Annotated in this window: 15 protein-coding genes; 4 read left to right on the top strand and 11 right to left on the bottom strand. The window is 74.1% G+C overall.

The genetic code is table 11. The features are described 5' to 3' along the window. Positions 1–91: 91 nt before the first annotated feature. From O7600_RS24245 to O7600_RS24225, 5 genes are all read right to left on the bottom strand, one after another. Positions 92–325 (bottom strand): zinc-ribbon domain-containing protein, encoded by a 234-nt coding sequence (locus O7600_RS24245; RefSeq protein WP_281590792.1) that lies wholly within the window; start codon positions 323–325, stop codon positions 92–94. Positions 326–410: 85 nt separating this feature from the next. Next, positions 411–1,238 carry an SRPBCC family protein gene (locus O7600_RS24240; RefSeq protein WP_281590791.1) on the bottom strand — a complete coding sequence of 276 codons (828 nt, stop codon included), beginning with the start codon at positions 1,236–1,238 and terminating at the stop codon, positions 411–413. Further along, positions 1,231–1,791, bottom strand: a complete 561-nt coding sequence (locus O7600_RS24235; protein WP_281590790.1) for a helix-turn-helix domain-containing protein — start codon at positions 1,789–1,791, stop codon at positions 1,231–1,233. Before O7600_RS24235 ends, O7600_RS24240 begins: the two co-directional genes overlap by 8 nt. A 91-nt stretch (positions 1,792–1,882) precedes the next feature. Then, on the bottom strand, positions 1,883–3,226 hold the full coding sequence (locus O7600_RS24230) for a class I SAM-dependent methyltransferase (protein WP_281590789.1): 1,344 nt from the start codon (positions 3,224–3,226) through the stop codon (positions 1,883–1,885). Beyond that, positions 3,223–4,608: an FAD-binding oxidoreductase gene (locus O7600_RS24225; RefSeq protein WP_281590788.1), complete on the bottom strand. Its 1,386-nt coding sequence runs from the start codon at positions 4,606–4,608 to the stop codon at positions 3,223–3,225. Before O7600_RS24225 ends, O7600_RS24230 begins: the two co-directional genes overlap by 4 nt. Positions 4,609–4,701: 93 nt before the next feature. On the opposite strand from O7600_RS24225, the gene O7600_RS24220 reads away from it, so the two are divergent. From O7600_RS24220 to O7600_RS24210, 3 genes are read left to right on the top strand one after another with little or no spacing between them, the layout of a single operon-like run. Next, positions 4,702–5,172, top strand: a complete 471-nt coding sequence (locus O7600_RS24220) for a YbaK/EbsC family protein (protein WP_281590787.1) — start codon at positions 4,702–4,704, stop codon at positions 5,170–5,172. 40 nt (positions 5,173–5,212) lie between these two features. After that, complete coding sequence (locus O7600_RS24215) at positions 5,213–5,497, top strand: DUF427 domain-containing protein (protein WP_091581459.1); 285 nt, start codon at positions 5,213–5,215, stop codon at positions 5,495–5,497. Between the two features lie 59 nt (positions 5,498–5,556). Continuing rightward, complete coding sequence (locus O7600_RS24210; RefSeq protein ID WP_281590786.1) at positions 5,557–6,273, top strand: RICIN domain-containing protein; 717 nt, start codon at positions 5,557–5,559, stop codon at positions 6,271–6,273. A 4-nt stretch (positions 6,274–6,277) separates the two neighbouring features. Here the strand turns inward: O7600_RS24210 and O7600_RS24205 are convergent, their stop codons facing one another. After that, the gene (locus O7600_RS24205) at positions 6,278–7,576 is read right to left on the bottom strand and encodes an MFS transporter (protein WP_281590785.1); all 1,299 of its coding nucleotides are present in this window, start codon (positions 7,574–7,576) and stop codon (positions 6,278–6,280) included. Positions 7,577–7,647: 71 nt separating this feature from the next. On the opposite strand from O7600_RS24205, the gene O7600_RS24200 reads away from it, so the two are divergent. Continuing rightward, entirely contained in the window at positions 7,648–8,646 is a 999-nt protein-coding gene (locus O7600_RS24200; protein WP_281590784.1) for a helix-turn-helix domain-containing protein, read from the top strand. Positions 8,647–8,653: 7 nt separating this feature from the next. Here the strand turns inward: O7600_RS24200 and O7600_RS24195 are convergent, their stop codons facing one another. The 5 genes from O7600_RS24195 to O7600_RS24175 form a co-directional block, all read right to left on the bottom strand. Then, entirely contained in the window at positions 8,654–9,130 is a 477-nt protein-coding gene (locus O7600_RS24195) for a hypothetical protein (protein ID WP_281594255.1), read from the bottom strand. 125 nt (positions 9,131–9,255) lie between these two features. Further along, positions 9,256–9,807, bottom strand: coding sequence for a hypothetical protein (locus tag O7600_RS24190; protein WP_281590783.1), 552 nt, complete (start codon positions 9,805–9,807; stop codon positions 9,256–9,258). 1,199 nt (positions 9,808–11,006) lie between these two features. Next, entirely contained in the window at positions 11,007–12,959 is a 1,953-nt protein-coding gene (locus O7600_RS24185; RefSeq protein WP_281590782.1) for a VWA domain-containing protein, read from the bottom strand. A 2-nt stretch (positions 12,960–12,961) separates the two neighbouring features. Beyond that, entirely contained in the window at positions 12,962–14,416 is a 1,455-nt protein-coding gene (locus O7600_RS24180; RefSeq protein ID WP_281590781.1) for a magnesium chelatase, read from the bottom strand. 71 nt (positions 14,417–14,487) lie between these two features. Continuing rightward, positions 14,488–15,498: a hypothetical protein gene (locus tag O7600_RS24175; RefSeq protein WP_281590780.1), complete on the bottom strand. Its 1,011-nt coding sequence runs from the start codon at positions 15,496–15,498 to the stop codon at positions 14,488–14,490. Positions 15,499–15,543: the final 45 nt, after the last annotated feature.

The following is a 15,543-nucleotide window of genomic DNA, read 5'->3' as shown; positions in this document are numbered from 1 at the left end:
GTGCACGGCGGGCGGGCGGCGGTGTGCACCGGTACGGCGGGCGGAGGCACCGGCTGCCGCCCGATCAGCCAGCAGAGGAAACGGGTCACGGTCAGCCGACCGGGAGGCGCTCGGCGTCGGCGCGGGAGATCTCGTACTCGGCGCCGCAGAACGTGCACTGCTGCGCGTACCGGGTGCGTACCGGGATCAGGGGGATAAAGAAGAGGCTGAACTTGGTGACCCGCCGGGTGATCACCTGGGCGGCCTTGTTCCCGCAGTGGCGGCAGACCTGGGTGACGACGCCGGACCGGTCGACCTTGGTCCGCAGCCCGAAGATGAAGAACATCGCCCGCCATTACCCACCCAGGGCACGTGTTAAGCGGGGCCCCCTCCTCTACCGGAGGCGTTAACAGGGGGCCCCTCCTTACACCTCAGAGCCAGATGGGCTGCCAGTTCGGCACCTCGTGGAAGCGCCGCAGCTCGGCCAGGCCCGCGACGGTGCCGCTCCAGGCCGCGTACGGCGGGTTGCCCTCGTCGAAGCCGGACTGCACGAAGGTCAGCTTCGTCCGGACGCCGGACTCGGCCAGCTCCCACGAGGTGACCCCGGTCGGTCCCCAGTCGACGGACATCGCCTGCCCCGGCGTCACGTCGAGCACCTTGGCCGCGTAGCCGGCGTCGAAGCCGCCCATCGCGTAGCGACCGCCCGTCCACGGCTCGATGCCGATCGGGTAGCCGAACCAGGCGCTCGCCTGCTCGGAGTCGGTCAGCGAGGTCCACACCTTGTCCATCGGCGCGTCGATCAGCATCTCGCCGCGCAGATCGGCGGAGGTGAAGTCGGTCCGCGGCAGCAGCGGCTTCCCCTCCAGGTGGGCGTTGAGGTTGGCGATCGCCAACGCCCAGAACGTCTGGAGCACGCCCCGGATGCTGCTGCCGCTCATCGCCTCCTCGAAGGAGAAGTGGCTCTGCCGCAGCGTCAGGACGGTGGCGTCGCCGTCGGGCTCCAGCTCGAACTCGGTGGTGGTCTCCACCCCGTCGAGCGTCCACGCGAAGCGCAGCGTCTTCTCGTCGGCGTGCAGCAGCCGCTGGTGCGGCACGTCGCCCTCGGGCGTGTGACGGCCCCAGAACTCGTACCGCCCGGGCAGGTCCACCTCGGCGTGTTCCGCCAGCCAGACGCGCAGTTCGGCGGGATCGGTCAGCGCCCGGCGAACGGTCGCCACCGGCGCGGCGAGACGGGCGCGGACGGTCATCGGGTCACTCATACTGGTTGCCCTTCGGGTAGCAGGCCACGGCGAGCTTGAAGGCGTCTCCCTCGGCGCCGCCGTAGCGGGTGAACAGGTCCTGCAGCGTCGACTGCAGGTCGTGCAGGAACTCCTGCCGCCGCTCGGCGGGCACCCGGATCTCGCCGGAGACGCCGATCGACGGAAGTTCGGGGGCGGTGCGGTCGAGCCCGGCGATGTCGGCCTGGACCTCTTCCATGAGGTCGAGCAGGTAGCCGAGGCTCAGCTCGTCCTGCGCCCGGCGGGCGCCGCCGATCCGGCCGACCAGCCGCGGGGAGAGCCAGTAGGACCGGGCGACGGCGCGGTAGATGCCCTCGTTGATGCCGCGCACCCGCCGCTCGGCCACCTGCTCGGCCAGCCCGGCCGCGACCAGTTGCTTGACGTGGTAGTAGACGCGCTGCGGCGTCTGCTCGAGCCGGGCGGCGACCTCGGTGCAGGTGCGAGGCTCGGCCAGTTGCCGCAGCACCTCGATGCGCTGCGGCTTGAGCAGGGCTTCGGCCTGCTCGCGCTGTTCCAGATACAGGACGTCTCTCATGGCAAAAACAAGTTTGTACGTAAAAAACTTGCTTGTCAATAGGGACGACGAGAGGCCGCACGATCCGTGCGGCCTCTCGTCGGTACGGGTGTCAGGGCGTCCAGTCGGGGCGCAGCGGATAGCCGTTGACCCCCTCCGGGCCGTTGTGCGTGGCGAGCACCTGGTGCAGCTGGATCCCGTTGCGCTCGAACGCCATCCGGGAGCCGGCCATGTAGAGGCCCCAGACCCGGGCGGTGCCCGGACCCACCTCGCCGACGCAGAAGTCCCAGTGCTCGACCAGGTTGCGGCACCAGCCGGCCAGCGTCAGCGCGTAGTGCTGGCGCAGGTTCTCCTCGTGGTGCACCTCGAACCCGGCGTCGTGGATCTCGCTGATCAGCCGGCCCGGACCGGCCAACTCTCCGTCGGGGAAGACGTACCGGTCGATGAACGCGCCGGAGCGGTGCGGGGCGCGGTTGTCGGCGCGGGTGATGCAGTGGTTGAGCAGCCGGCCGCCGGGCTTGAGCCGGGACCGCAGCGCGCCGAAGTAGGCCGGGTAGTTGCGCACCCCGATGTGCTCGGTCAACCCGATCGACGAGATCGCGTCGAACTGCTCGCGCGGCGCGTCCCGGTAGTCGAGGTGCCGAACCTCGGCCAGGTCACCCAGCCCCTCCCGCTCGATCGCGGCCTGCGCCCACTGCGCCTGCGCCCGGGACAGCGTCACACCGAGCGCCTTCACGCCGTACTCCCGGGCCGCGTGCCGGACCATGCCGCCCCAGCCGCAGCCGACGTCCAGCAGCCGCATCCCCGGCGTGAGCGCGAGCTTGCCGGCGACCAGGTCGTACTTGGCCCGCTGCGCCTCTTCGAGGGTGTCGCCCGGGCTGCGGAAGACCGCGCAGGTGTACGTCATGGACTCCCCGAGCACCTTCTCGTAGAAGGCGTTCGACACGTCGTAGTGGTGGGAGATCGCGTTGCTGTCCCGCGTCCGCGAGTGGCGCAGGCCGTTCACCACCCGCTTCCAGCGCGGCGCCGCCTCCTGCGGCGGAGGCGGCGGCGGCATCAACCGTTCCCAGCCCAGGCCCTTGACCAGGGCCAGCGCCTCGCCCACCGGCGGCATCCGCAGCGGCATCTCGTCCTTGAGCACGCGCAACGCCTCGTACGGGTCGCCGGGGTGCACCCCCTCCAACCCCAGGTCGCCGCTGACGTAGGCCCGCGCCATGCCCAGGTCGCCGGGCGCGGTGAGCAGGTAGGACAGGCCCCGCTCGGTGCGGATCGCCAAGGTGATCCCGGCGTCGGCCGGGCCCACCGCGCTGCCGTCGTATCCGGTGACGCGCACCGGCAGGTCGCGGGTGGTGACCGCGCGGATCACGTCCGCCACGGTCGGTCCGGTGCGCCGGCCGCCCGCCGGCGGACCGGCGGGGGCGCTCGCCGCCCCCGGTGTTCGGTCGGTCAGACTCATGCTCGGGATACCGCCTTCTCGTACAGTCCGGTGAGTCGGTGGTCCGGGTCGTAGCGGTCCTTCACGGCGCGCCAGGTGTCCCCGCCGTAGAGCCGGTCGAACGCCGCCCGGTCGTAGTACGCGTCGGAGTAGAGCGACTTGTGGCCGCCGACCTCCGACACCATGCGCTCGATCTGGCGGTTGACGTCGCCGTCGGCGGCTCCCGCCGCGATCGGCACGCTCCCCCAGAAGCCGATGTTCACATACGTTTCGCCCGGTTGGAGCGGATACAGCGGCCACGCCTGGGCCGATCCCCGGCCGGCCGGCTCACGCAGCCGCAGCGGGCAGAGCCAGACCGGCGTCATGCCGACGTCGGCCGCGAACCAGCGCAGGAACTCGGCCGTGCGGTCCAGCGGGATCTCCACGTCCTGCACCACCCGCTCGCGCGCCGGCCGACCCCGCCACCTGTCGATCCGGGCCGCCACCTGGTGCCGGTGCTCCAGCCGGACGATGCGGTGGTAGACGTCGCTGCGCCGGTAGCGCTGCGGCCAGAGCCGCCGCACCACCGGGTGCTGCACCCCGAACGCCGCCGAGCACCAGAACCAGTCGGTGTCCCACCGCCAGAGATAGTCGTACGCGCCGAGCACGTCGCGGGTGCGGCGGCGCAGCGAGCGGTAGTAGATCTCCTGGCCGGTGTAGTCGGAGGCCGGCCCCTCGGCCTCGTCGGTGAAGGTGCCGAGCACGAGGTAGGACTCGCCGGGGCTGAACATCACCCCGTCCATGGCGTCGACCGGGTCGCCGGCCCAGGCACCCTTGGCGACCACCTCGGCCACCGCGTCGACCAGCTCCTCCAGCCGGCTGAACCGGATGTTGCGCAGGGCCACGTGCCGGCGGACCGGTTGCAGCTCGATGCGCAGCCGGGTGGCGTAGCCGAGGCTGCCCAACGAGTTGGGGAAGGCGCGGAACAGGTCGGCGTGCTCGCCCTGCGGCCGGGCGGTGACGATCTCCCCGGCGCCGGTGAGCAGGTCCATCTCGGTCACCGACTCGTGCGGCAGGCCGTTGCGGAAGGAGGTGGACTCGATGCCCAGGCCGGTCACCGCGCCGCCCAGCGTGATCGTGCGCAACTGCGGCACGACCAGCGGCATCAGACCGTGCGGCAGCGTCGCGTCGACCAAATCCTCGTAGGTGCACATGCCCTGCACGTCGGCGGTGCGGGCCGCCGGGTCGACGCCGAGCACGCCGGTCAGTCCACTCACGTCCAGGCCCGGCGTGCGCGGCGCGGATCGGGGGCGGAACAGGTTCGAGGTCTGCTTGGCCAGCCGTACGGGTTCCCCGGCGGGCACCGCGGCGTAGGAGCGCCGCAGCGTGTCCACCGCCCGTTCATGATCACGGACAGCGTGCATGAGATCACCTTACGCCCGGGTACGACAATTCGTGGGATGTCCACGGTGGCCTTCCGGCGACCCGCCGACGACCCGCGGGTTACCGTGACCGCCATGGCGAATTCCGCGCTCACCGCCCTCGACGCCGCCGGCCTGCCGTACCGGGTGATCCGGCACGGGCCGGTGACGAGCCTCGCCGAGGCGGCCGCGGCGCGCGGCGTCGGGGTGCCCGACGTGGTCAAGACGATCGTGGTGCGCCGGGGCGAGGGCGACCACCTTTTCGTGCTGACGCCCGGCGGCCGGGTCGTCTCCTGGCCGAAGCTGCGCGCCCTGCTCGGGGTGAGCCGGCTGTCGCTGCCCGACGCCGACGCGGCGAAGGCCGCCACCGGCTACGCGCGCGGCACCATCACCCCGTTCGGGTCGCGCACCGCCTGGCCGGTGGTCGCCGACGAGCGGCTGCGCGGCCGGGAGATCACGCTCGGCGCGGGCGAGCACGGGACGGCCGTGGCGCTGGACGCCGACGCCGCGCTGTCCGCGCTCGACGCGACCGTCGCCGACGTCACCGATCCGGAACCGACCCGCTGAGCGGTGGCCGGCGGGCGGCCGCCGGCATAGCGTGGAGGACATGCCGAAAGCCGTCTGGAACGACCTCGTCGTCGCGGAGAGCGACGACACCGTGCTGGTCGAGGGCAACCACTACTTCCCCCGCGCGGCCCTGCGCGACGACCTGATCCGCGAGTCGGACACCCACACGGTCTGCCCGTGGAAGGGCACCGCCTCCTACTACACGCTGGAACACGGCGGCGCCACCAGCGCCGACGCGGTCTGGTACTACCCGGACCCGAAGCCGGACGCCGAGATGGTGCGCGACCGGGTGGCGTTCTGGAAGGACGTCCGGGTCGTCGACTGAGGCACCGTGCCGCCCGGGGCGACTGGCCCCCGGCGGCCCCGGTGGGTCAGGATGCCCCCATGGCCGACCCGCACACCGACCCGTCCGGCACCGTCTACGGCGCCCGGCGCGCCCGTGCCGTCCGGCTGCCGCAGGACCCGTTGATGCGGATCGCGCTGGGCGTCGCCACGGTCGGCGTACTCCTGGGGGTCTTCTTCGCCACCGGGGTGCTCGGCGGCGGCGACGGCCGACCGGTGGTGCCCGCGGCGGCCGTGCCGACCCCGGCGGCGGCCGAGCCGACGTCGGCCCCGCCGCCGACCACGGCGGCCGCACCCAGCCCGACGCCGTCGAGCGTCGCGCCGACCACCCCGGCCGCGCCGGTGGCCACCCCGAAGGTGATCCGGGGCGTGCCGTCCGGGCGTTGCCTGGGCGTGACCGGCGACGACCCGGAGGGCGCGCAGGCCGCGCTGGCCGACTGCACCGGCGGTCCGGAGCAGCAGTGGGTGGTGACGCCGGTCGCCGCCGACACCTACCTGCTGGTCAACGCGGCCAGCGGCAAGTGCCTCGACGTCAACGAGGCGAGCACCGACGACGGCGCCGACATCCAGCAGTGGTCCTGCAACGGGCAGGCCAACCAGCAGTGGAAGGCCAACCCGACCGGCGCCGGGCCGGTGCTGCTGGTCGCCGTGCACAGCGGCAAGTGCGCCCAGGTCGACGACGCGGGCACCGAGCCCGGCCGGGAGCTGGAGCAGGCGCCGTGCGGCGGCGCCCCCGAGCAGCAGTGGGCGGTCGGCTGACCGGTCAGCCCCGGTAGCTCCAGGCCCGCCGGCCGGCCGCCACGGGCAGGACGAACGTGGGCTCCTCGGCGGCGCGCCGGCGCAGCAGCACTGACAGCCCGGCCGCGCCGATCGACAACGCGCCGGCCACGTACCAGGCGAGCGCGTAGTCGCCGAGGCGGTCCCGGACCAGGCCGGCGCCGGTGGCGGCGAGCGCGGCGCCCACCTGGTGGGCGGCGAACACCCAGCCGAAGACCACCGCCCCGGACGCGCCGAAATACTCCCGGCACAGCGCGACCGTCGGCGGCACGGTGGCCACCCAGTCCAGCCCGTAGAAGACGATGAACACCAGCATGCTCGGCTCGGCCCGGCCGGCGAAGAGGCTCGGCAGCACCAGCAGCGACGCGCCGCGCAGCGCGTAGTAGGCGCCCAGCAGCAGCCGGCTGTCGACCCGGTCGGTGAGCCAGCCCGAGGCGACCGTACCGACGATGTCGAAGAGCCCGACCAGGGCGAGCAGGCCGGCGGCGGTGGTCTCCGCCATGCCGTGGTCGTGCGCGGCGGGCACGAAGTGCGTACCGACCAGCCCGTTCGTGGTCGCGCCGCAGATCGCGAAGCCGCCGGCGAGCAGCCAGAACGGCCGGGTCCGGGCGGCGGCGGCGAGCGCGCCGACCGCCCGGGCCGCCGCGCCTCCCTCCGGCCGGGCCGGCGGCACGACCTCGGTGGCGCCGTAGGCGGGCCGGCCCAGGTCCGCCGGGTGCTCGCGCAGCAACCAGACCACCAGGGGTACGACGGCGAGCGCGGCCCCGGCGACGACGAGTGCCGCCGTCCGCCAGCCGTGGTCGCGCACCAGCACCGCGACCAACGGGAGGAACACCAGCTGCCCGGCGGCGCCGCCGGCGGTGAGCACACCGGTGACCAGGCCCCGGCGGCGGACGAACCAGCGGCCGGTGACGGTCGCCACGAAGGCCAGCGCCATCGAGCCGGTGCCCAGCCCGACGAGCACGCCCCAGCAGAGGATGAGCTGCCAGCTCTCGGTCATCACCACGGTCAGGCCGCTGCCGGCCGCCACCAGCACCAGCGCGCCGGCCACCACCCGCCGGATGCCGAAGCGGTCCATCAACGCGGCGGCGAACGGGGCGGTGACGCCGTAGAGCAGCAGGTTGACCGAGACGGCGGCCGAGATGGTGGCCAGCGGCCAGCCGAACTCGGCGTGCAGCGGGTGCAGCAGCACCCCGGGGGTGGCGCGGAAGCCGGCCGCGCCCACCAGGGCGACGAAGGCGACCGCGGCGACGAGCCAGGCCGGATGCAGGCGGGATCGGATCACGCACCGAGTGTCGGCCGCCACGATGCCCGGCGACGAGTGGCCGGAAAGCCATCGTGCGCAATAATCGGGCCATGTCCGTACCGCACCGCATCGCCGTCCTCGCCCTCGACGGCGTGGTCGCCCTCGACCTCGGCACCCCGGCCCAGGTCTTCGGCACCGCCCGGGACGAGCACCAGACCCCGCTGTACGAGGTCGCCACCTGCACGCCCGGCGGCCGACCGGTCCGCAGCACCGCCGGCTTCCAGGTGCTTCCCGACCACGGCCTGGAACTCCTCGAGACCGCCGACACCGTGATCGTCCCCGGCATCCACTCCGGTCCGCCGCTGCACGACGGCACGGTGGCCGCCGAGGTGGCCGACGCGCTGCGCGCCGCCCACGCCCGGGGCGCCCGGGTGATGTCCATCTGCACCGGCGCGTTCGTGCTCGCCGCCGCCGGCCTGCTCGCCGGCCGACCGGCCACCACCCACTGGGCGTACGCCTCCCGCTTCCGCGCCCTGCACCCGGCCGTACGGCTCGACCCCGACGTGCTCTTCGTCGACGACGGGCCGGTGCTCACCTCCGCCGGGGTGGCCGCCGGCGTCGACCTCTGCCTGCACGTCATCCGCACCGACCACGGCAGCGCGGTCGCCAACCGGGCGGCCCGGCGCTGCGTGGTGCCGCCGTGGCGGGAGGGCGGCCAGGCGCAGTACATCGAGCGGCCGGTGCCGAAGGCCACCACGACCGGCACGGCCGCCACCCGGGAGTGGGCCAGGCAGCGGCTGCACGAGCCGGTCGCGCTGCGCGAGATGGCCGCGCACGCCCGGATGAGCGTCCGCACGTTCACCCGGCACTTCCGCTCGGAAACCGGGCTGAGCCCGGCGCAGTGGCTGCTCCAGCAGCGCACCGAACACGCCCGAGTGCTGCTGGAGAGCACCGACCTGAGCGTCGACCGGATCGCCCGCGACGCGGGTTTCGGCACCACCGCCGCCCTGCGCCAGCACTTCCACGCCCGGCTGGGCGTACCCCCCACCGCCTACCGCCGCACCTTCCGCCATCCCGCCCCTGCCGCCCCGCCCGCCACAACTCCTTGATCGGCGGTCAGGCCGGGTGGGGTTGGCGGCGAAGGGCGCGCAGTTGGGTCAGGTGCAGCGGCAGGTGGACCCGGATGTGCAGGTCGAGGGCGCGGCCCCAGGGAAGCGAATCGTCGACGTCAAGGTCGAAGCCCTCGCGCAGCACGGTCTCCACCGGCGTCTCGGCGGCCGGACCCAGCCGCTCGGCCAGCGCGCAGAGCTTCTGGCTGGTGGCCCGCAGCAGCGTCGCGAGCCCGTCCAGGCCGCCGCACTCGGAGACCAGCGCGTCGAGTTGCGGCCGGTGGATGGTGTCCAGGTCGTAGTACGCGAACGGCGAGCCGGCCAGGACCGCCTCGGTGGCCTCGCTCATCAACTCGTCGTTGGCGGCGAGATGCGCGACGATCTGCTCGGCGCTCAACTGGCCCTCCGGCGGCGGCCCGAACCCGCCCGCGTCCACCTCCGCGAGCACCGCGTCGTACGCCCGCCGCAACTCCGCGGCGTCCACCTCGTCCATGCCCGCATCCAACCCCTGCCGCCACCGCCCACGCCCCGGCTACCCGGCCCGGTTCACCCGGACGGGGGTACGCGCGAAGGCCGGCACCCCGGTTTCGGGGTGCCGGCCTTCACGTCTTACTTGCTCCAGTGCTCGGCCACGATGTCGGTGGCCTGCTTCTCCCACTGCGCGTAGGCGTCGGGGTAGGCGGAGACCTGCACGGTCTGGGCGGCCTCGGTCAGGGGCATCTTGTCCCAGCCGTCGACCTGCTTCAGACCCTTCAAGAAGGCCAGGGTGGAGTACTCGGGGTCGGTGATCTGCTCCGGCGTACCCCAACCGCTCGACGGGCGCTGCTGGAACAGGCCCAGCGAGTCGTGGTCATTGCGGTCGCCGAGGTGCCCGAGGTTCTCCAGCTTCGACTCCTGCAGGCTGGTGGCGATCGAGATCACCGCGGCCCGCTCGTTCATGCCGGCCTTCTTCGTCGCGGCGATGATCGCCTTCGCGTTGGCGGTCTGCTCCTCGTTCAGCGTGATGGTCGATTGCTCACCCTGCACACTGGCGACAGCCGCCATCGGCTTCCCGGCGTGCGCGGGGGTGGCGGCGTGGGCGGCGACGGGGCCGGCGAACACACCACCGGTGAAGGCCAGACCAGCGATACCCAGGATGCTCTTACGCAGGATCGTGTTCATCAGAGGGCTCCATTCGGGGGTCGACACACACCCAGGGGTGGGGTGTGTGGGCACCGTCAGGCGCACAAAGTCTTCGCGGGGGGGGCCGGCTCGTGGGGCCCGGGGGCGGGTCACGTAGGCCCGGAGGCGGGTCACGTGGGGCCCGGGGCGGATCACGAAAGGGCCGGGGTTCGGCTGCTCGCGGGGCCGGCCGGGTGGCTGGCCGCGCGGCGCCGGGTCCAGGTGTAACGACCGGCTACCGGCCGTCATTCCCGCCGGGGGCGGGGGGCACGGGCGGCGCGGTGGTTCACCCTGCTCGGTCGTTCACCGGCCTACAACGCCGCCCACCGCCCGCCGATTCCGCGCCCGGGGTGCCGCCCACCACCGGCGAACCGGACACCCACCCCATGACCAGACACCCACCCCTCCCGAGCCGGCCGGACGGAACGCCACGGGTGGATTCGCGACGCCAGGAGACACCCACCCCGTTGCACCCCAGCGCCAGCGAACCTCGTCGGTGGAACGCAATGGGTGCCTCAGGGCCCGCCAGACACCCATGACGTTCCACCCACCGCCCGCCAGCCCCGTCAGTGGAACGTCCTGGGTGTGTCCAGGCCCGGGAGGACACCCACCGCGTTCCACCCCTGGCCCAGTTTCGTCGATCTTGGAGTTGTGGCACCTGACAAGCCGTGCGAATCACCCCGAAACAGGAACCACAACTCCAAGATCGACGCGGCTCGAGGGCGGGGGCGCGGGCGCACGGCGGGGGCGCGGGCGCACGGCGGGGGCGCGGGCGCACGGCGGGGGCGCGGGCGCACGGCGGGGGCGCGGGCGCAGGGCGGGGCGCGGGGCTGGCCGCACCGCCCGTCAAACCCGTCAGCGGAACATCATGCGTTGCCCCGCGGCCCGGCAGTCACCCATGACGTTCCACCCACCGCCCGCCAACCCTGTCGGTGGAACACCACGGGTGCCTCGAGGCACGGGAGACACCCATGGTGTTCCACCCAACGCCCACGAGCCTTGTCGGTGGAACGCTATGGGTGCCTCACGGCCTGAGAGGCTCCCACCGCGTTGCACCCACCGTCCGGAACGACGGACGCCCCCGCCCACTCCGCGTTGATCAAGGAGATTGCGTCGGGCTTCGCGCCGGAACCCGACGCGAACTCCTTGGTCAACCGGGCGGGCCGAGCGAGCCGCGCGCACGCGGGCCCGGGAGCGGGTCAGCGGCGGCCGTGGCGGGCGCGCAGGTAGTCGGAAACCACGTACTCGCCGAGATCGTCGAGGTCGGGCGTGAACATCCGGCCCCTCGACCGCCGCGCCACCGCGTCCACGAACCGGCGCAGCCCGGGGTCGTCGCCGAGCATGAACAGGTTGAGCGCGACGCCGTAGCGGGTCAGTTTGTCCACCTCGCGGATCGTCGCCGTGATGGTCTCCGGCAGTGGCGGCCAGTGGAAGTACGCCTCGCCGTCCTCCGGGTCCAGGTGGGCGGTGGGTTCGCCGTCGGTGACCACGAGCACCACCGGCTCGGCGCCGGGGTGGCGGCGCAGGTGCCGGCCGGCCAGTCGCAGCGCGTGCTGCAGGTTGGTGCCCTGCTGCATGTCCGGCTCCACCGCGGCCAACTCCTGCTGGGTCAGCGGCATCGCCTCCCGCCCGAAGCCGACGATCTGCAACGCGTCCTGGGGGAACCGGGTCGCCATCAGGTGGGACAGGGCCAGCGCCGTCTGCTTCATCGGCCCCCAGCGCCCCTGGGAGATCATCGAGTACGACAGGTCGACGCAGAGCACCACCGCGGCGGACGCCCGGCGCTCGGTCTCCATCACCTCGAAGTCCTCGACCGCGAGCTGCACCGGCACCCCGGTACCGGATCGGTGTACCGCGCGGGTGAGCGTGCGCACCACGTCCAGCGGCTGCTCGTCGCCGTACTCCCAGGGGCGGGAGCCGCCGCTCACCTCGCCGGCGGCACCGGCCGAGCGCAGGTCGTGCTGGCCGCGCGGGCCGGCCGTCAGGTCGGCGAAGACGCGGCGCAGCGCGGTGCCGGCCAGCCGGCGCAACGCCTTCGGGCTGAGCGTCAGCCCCTCCGCGTCCCGGGTGACCCAGCCCTGGCGGCGCAGTTCCCGCTCCAGCTCGCGCAGCCGGCGTACGTCGTCGGCGGCCTCCCGGCCGAGCGTCCGGGCGACCGCCTCGACGTCGACGTCGTCCAGGGTGGCGCCCGGCTGGTCCTGGTCGAGGGAGTCCAGCAGCTCGTCGAGTTCGGCGATCTCGTCGAGCGCGCCGGCGGCCTCGCCGTACCCGAGGGGCTGGTCGCCCCGGACCCGCTCGCCGCGCTGCCAGTTCAGGTCGGGGCGCAACGACCGCAGGTGCTCGTCGAGCTGGGACAGCTCACCGGCGAGCCGGTCGCCGAGGGACTGGCGCATCAGCCCGGCCAACTCCTCGCGCTGCCGGTCCGACAGCGACCGCATCAACCGCTCCCCGGCCGCCGCCCGACGGGCCAGCACGTCGACCAGCTCGTCGACGTCGCGGGGGCGCTCCGGGAAGAACTCCCCGTGCCGGCGCATGAACTCGGCGAACGCGTCGGTGGTGTCCTCCGAGCGGGCGTGCCGGGCGAGCAGGTCGTTGAGGTCGCGCATCATCTCGGCGAGCTGCCGCTGGGCGGCCGGGTCGGCGGCGGCACGGGCCGCGTCGCGCAGGCCGGCGAAGCGCTGTTCCAGCACCTCGCCGCGCAGCCCGTCGAGGATCCGCTGGTAGGTCTGCCGCGCCTCGGCGCTGGCCCACTCGTACCCCTCCAGCTCAGCCACCGCGCGGGCGGTGGAGCCGGGCAGGTTGTCCAGCACCGCCTCGGCGAACCGCGCGTCGTCGCCGTCACGACCGCGCAGCTCGTCGCGTTCCGCGGCGATCGCCTGGTCGAGCAGGGCCCGGGCCCGGGTGACAGCGCCGTCCAGGTCGCCCCGGCGCAACGCCTCCCGGCGCAGCCGGCGGGCCCGGGCGGCCAGGTCGTCCAGGCCGCCGCGCCCCTGCGGGCCGCGCCGCAGCAGGTCGCGCAGCGACTCCCGCAGGCTGCCGCCGGCCAGGACCTCCGCGCCGACCGCGTCCACCGCGGCGCGCACGTCGTACGGCGGGGCGAGCGGGTCGGGCCCGCCACGCCACTGCCCGTACCGGAACCGGTTGCCGGCCACCGTCAGCCCCGGCCGCCGTAGACGGTGCGCCCGGACTCGGTGACGTCCTTGCCCAGCCGGCGGGTCAGGTGCAGCCCTTCGAGGACGAACTCGATGCCGGCGGCCGCCTCCTCCGGGCTGGGCGCGTCGCCGAGGCCGAGCCGGTCCAGCACCTTGGCCAGCCCGGGCACGGTGCCGACCTGGCGCAGCAGCTCGGCCGAGGAGACCAGCTCCCCGGTCTCGACCACCTCGTCCTCGGCCACCAGCGCGGTGAAGCCGGACAGGTCCAGCCCGGCCAGCCGGGCCCGGAACGTGTCGGCGGTGGCGGTGCGTAGCAGGTGCCCGAGCACCTCGGTCTCGCGCCCCTCCTCGCCGCTCTCGAACTCGACCTTCCCGCGCAGCGTGGACGTCACCGACACCGCGTCGCCGACCCGCGCGACGGGCGTCTCGGCCCGGTCGGCGGGGGCGCCGGCGAGCAGGCCGGAGCGGCGCAGCGCGGCGGCGGCGACGGTCTCCGCGGCGGCGATGGCGAACCGGGCGGAGACGCCGGAGCGCGGGTCCACCGACGGCGACTCCCGCACGGCGCGGGCGAACCGGGCCAGCACCTCCAGCACGTGCTCCGGCACGGCGGCGACCAGGTCGGCCTCCTGCCGGATCAGCGCCAGCTCCAGCTCCAGGTCGAGCGGGTAGTGGGTGCGGATCTCGGCGCCGAAGCGGTCCTTGAGCGGGGTGATGATCCGGCCCCGGTTGGTGTAGTCCTCCGGGTTGGCGCTGGCCACCAGCAGCAGGTCCAACGGCAGCCGCAGCTGGTAGCCGCGGACCTGGATGTCCCGTTCCTCCAGCACGTTGAGCAGCGCCACCTGGATCCGCTCGGCCAGGTCGGGCAGCTCGTTGACCGCGAAGACCCCTCGGTTGGTGCGCGGCACCAGCCCGAAGTGGATGGTCTCCGGGTCGCCGAGGGTGCGCCCCTGGGCGAGCCGGACCGGGTCGACGTCGCCGATCAGGTCGCCGACGCTGGTGTCCGGCGTGGCGAGCTTCTCGCCGTAGCGCATCGAGCGGTGCAGCCAGCCGATCGGCAGGTCGTCGCCGGCGGAGTCGACGAGCGCGCGGGACGCCGGGGTGAGCGGGTGCATCGGGTGCTCGTTGAGCACCGAGCCGGGGATCACCGGGGTCCACTCGTCGAGCAGCGCGCCGAGCGCGCGGATCAGCCGGGTCTTGCCCTGCCCGCGTTCGCCGAGCAGCACCATGTCGTGGCCGGCGAGCAGCGCCCGCTCGACCTCGGGCAGCACCGTGTCCTGGTAACCCACGATGCCGGGGAAGCGGTCCTCGCCGGCACGCATCCGGGCGAGAAGGTTGTCGCGGATCTCCTGCTTGACCGTGCGGTACTGGTGGCCGGTCGCGCGCAACGCGCCGAGCGTGCCGGGCAGCTCGGCGGGCGGGACCGGGGAAACCTGGTTGGGAGCGGTCACCCGACCCACGCTAGCTCAGAATTTCCGCACCGCCCGGTGGTCGGTCCCGCCCCGTGACCGGGACCGACCACCGGGGGCGCTCAGGCCCGCCGACGCAGCTGGTACGCGTACGCGGCGGCGGCCAGGGCGACCGCCCAGACCGGCCAGAGCGCCATCGGCAGGGCGGCGGAGTTGCCCTCGCGGATCAGGTCGGCGAACTCCGGCGCGGCGAGCAGGTCGAGGCTGGCCGCCAGCACGGCGAGGGCGACCAGCCCGGCCGGGACGACGGCGAGGAGCACCGGCACCGGGCGGCCGGCCAGACCGGGCAGCCAGCGCGGGAACCGCTCGCCCCAGCGGGCCACCAGTCCCAGCGTGAGCACCGCGCCGACCACGGCGAACGCGCCCAGCCCGGCGCCCGCCCAGACCGCGCCGTCGGCGCGCATCTCGGCGAGCGTCTCCCGGGTCATGCCGAGCGGGATGTCGAACAGCCAGGCGAACCGGGTGAGCGCGTAGAGCACCGGGATCACGGCGGCGGTCCACGCCGCCCACCGCCCCCAGCGGGCGGCCGAGGCGGGCGTGGTCCACGCCGGCGCCGGCCCGTCGGCGACCCGCCGCCGCCAGCGCACCAGCGCGCCGGCCAGCAGCATCCCGCCGGCCAGGGCGGCGAACCGGGCGAACAGCGGCCAGGTGAAGAGTTCGGCGTAGTCCACCGGCGGCCAGCCGAACGGCGCGCCGATGATCAGCATCGGCGCGTAGCCGAGCAGGGCCAGCACCCGCATCCCGGGCACCACCACCGCCAGCGCGAGCGCGACGGTCGCCGCGTACCCGGTGATCAGGGCGCGCAGCGGCCGGGAGGGCCGGATGCTCGTGCCGGTCATGGCCAGGGCGGCAACCGCGCCGGTCAGCAGCACCGCCGCGAACAGCGGCGGGCCGACGGAGACCGGCACCAGTCGGAGCAGGCCGGCGGCGTCGCCGCCGTGCGGGTCGTTCGCGCCGAAGGGGTAGCCGGCGCCGGTCAGCGTGGACACCAGGGCGAGCACTCCCCAGCCGCCGAGCCAGGCGGCGGCGAGCGGAGCAACCGGGTCGAGTCGATCACGAAGCGGCAGGTTCATGTGTCTCAGCCTCGGCCGGACGGCCGCCGGAACCCTCCCGCGCCG

Source organism: Micromonospora sp. WMMA1998, from assembly GCF_027497375.1.
GTDB classification, from domain to species: domain Bacteria; phylum Actinomycetota; class Actinomycetes; order Mycobacteriales; family Micromonosporaceae; genus Micromonospora; species Micromonospora sediminicola.
Note: the sequence above shows the minus strand (reverse complement) of the source record. Positions and strands in the feature narration are given on the sequence as shown.

Coding starts and splice junctions, on each gene's coding strand:
- O7600_RS24215 (WP_091581459.1), top strand. CDS start 5,213: ATGCCGAAAGCCGTCTGGAACGACCTCGTCGTCGCGGAGAGCGACGAC.
- O7600_RS24245 (WP_281590792.1), bottom strand. CDS start 325: ATGTTCTTCATCTTCGGGCTGCGGACCAAGGTCGACCGGTCCGGCGTC.
- O7600_RS24175 (WP_281590780.1), bottom strand. CDS start 15,498: ATGAACCTGCCGCTTCGTGATCGACTCGACCCGGTTGCTCCGCTCGCC.
- O7600_RS24225 (WP_281590788.1), bottom strand. CDS start 4,608: ATGCACGCTGTCCGTGATCATGAACGGGCGGTGGACACGCTGCGGCGC.
- O7600_RS24210 (WP_281590786.1), top strand. CDS start 5,557: ATGGCCGACCCGCACACCGACCCGTCCGGCACCGTCTACGGCGCCCGG.
- O7600_RS24200 (WP_281590784.1), top strand. CDS start 7,648: ATGTCCGTACCGCACCGCATCGCCGTCCTCGCCCTCGACGGCGTGGTC.
- O7600_RS24240 (WP_281590791.1), bottom strand. CDS start 1,238: ATGAGTGACCCGATGACCGTCCGCGCCCGTCTCGCCGCGCCGGTGGCG.
- O7600_RS24230 (WP_281590789.1), bottom strand. CDS start 3,226: ATGAGTCTGACCGACCGAACACCGGGGGCGGCGAGCGCCCCCGCCGGT.
- O7600_RS24235 (WP_281590790.1), bottom strand. CDS start 1,791: ATGAGAGACGTCCTGTATCTGGAACAGCGCGAGCAGGCCGAAGCCCTG.
- O7600_RS24190 (WP_281590783.1), bottom strand. CDS start 9,807: ATGAACACGATCCTGCGTAAGAGCATCCTGGGTATCGCTGGTCTGGCC.
- O7600_RS24220 (WP_281590787.1), top strand. CDS start 4,702: ATGGCGAATTCCGCGCTCACCGCCCTCGACGCCGCCGGCCTGCCGTAC.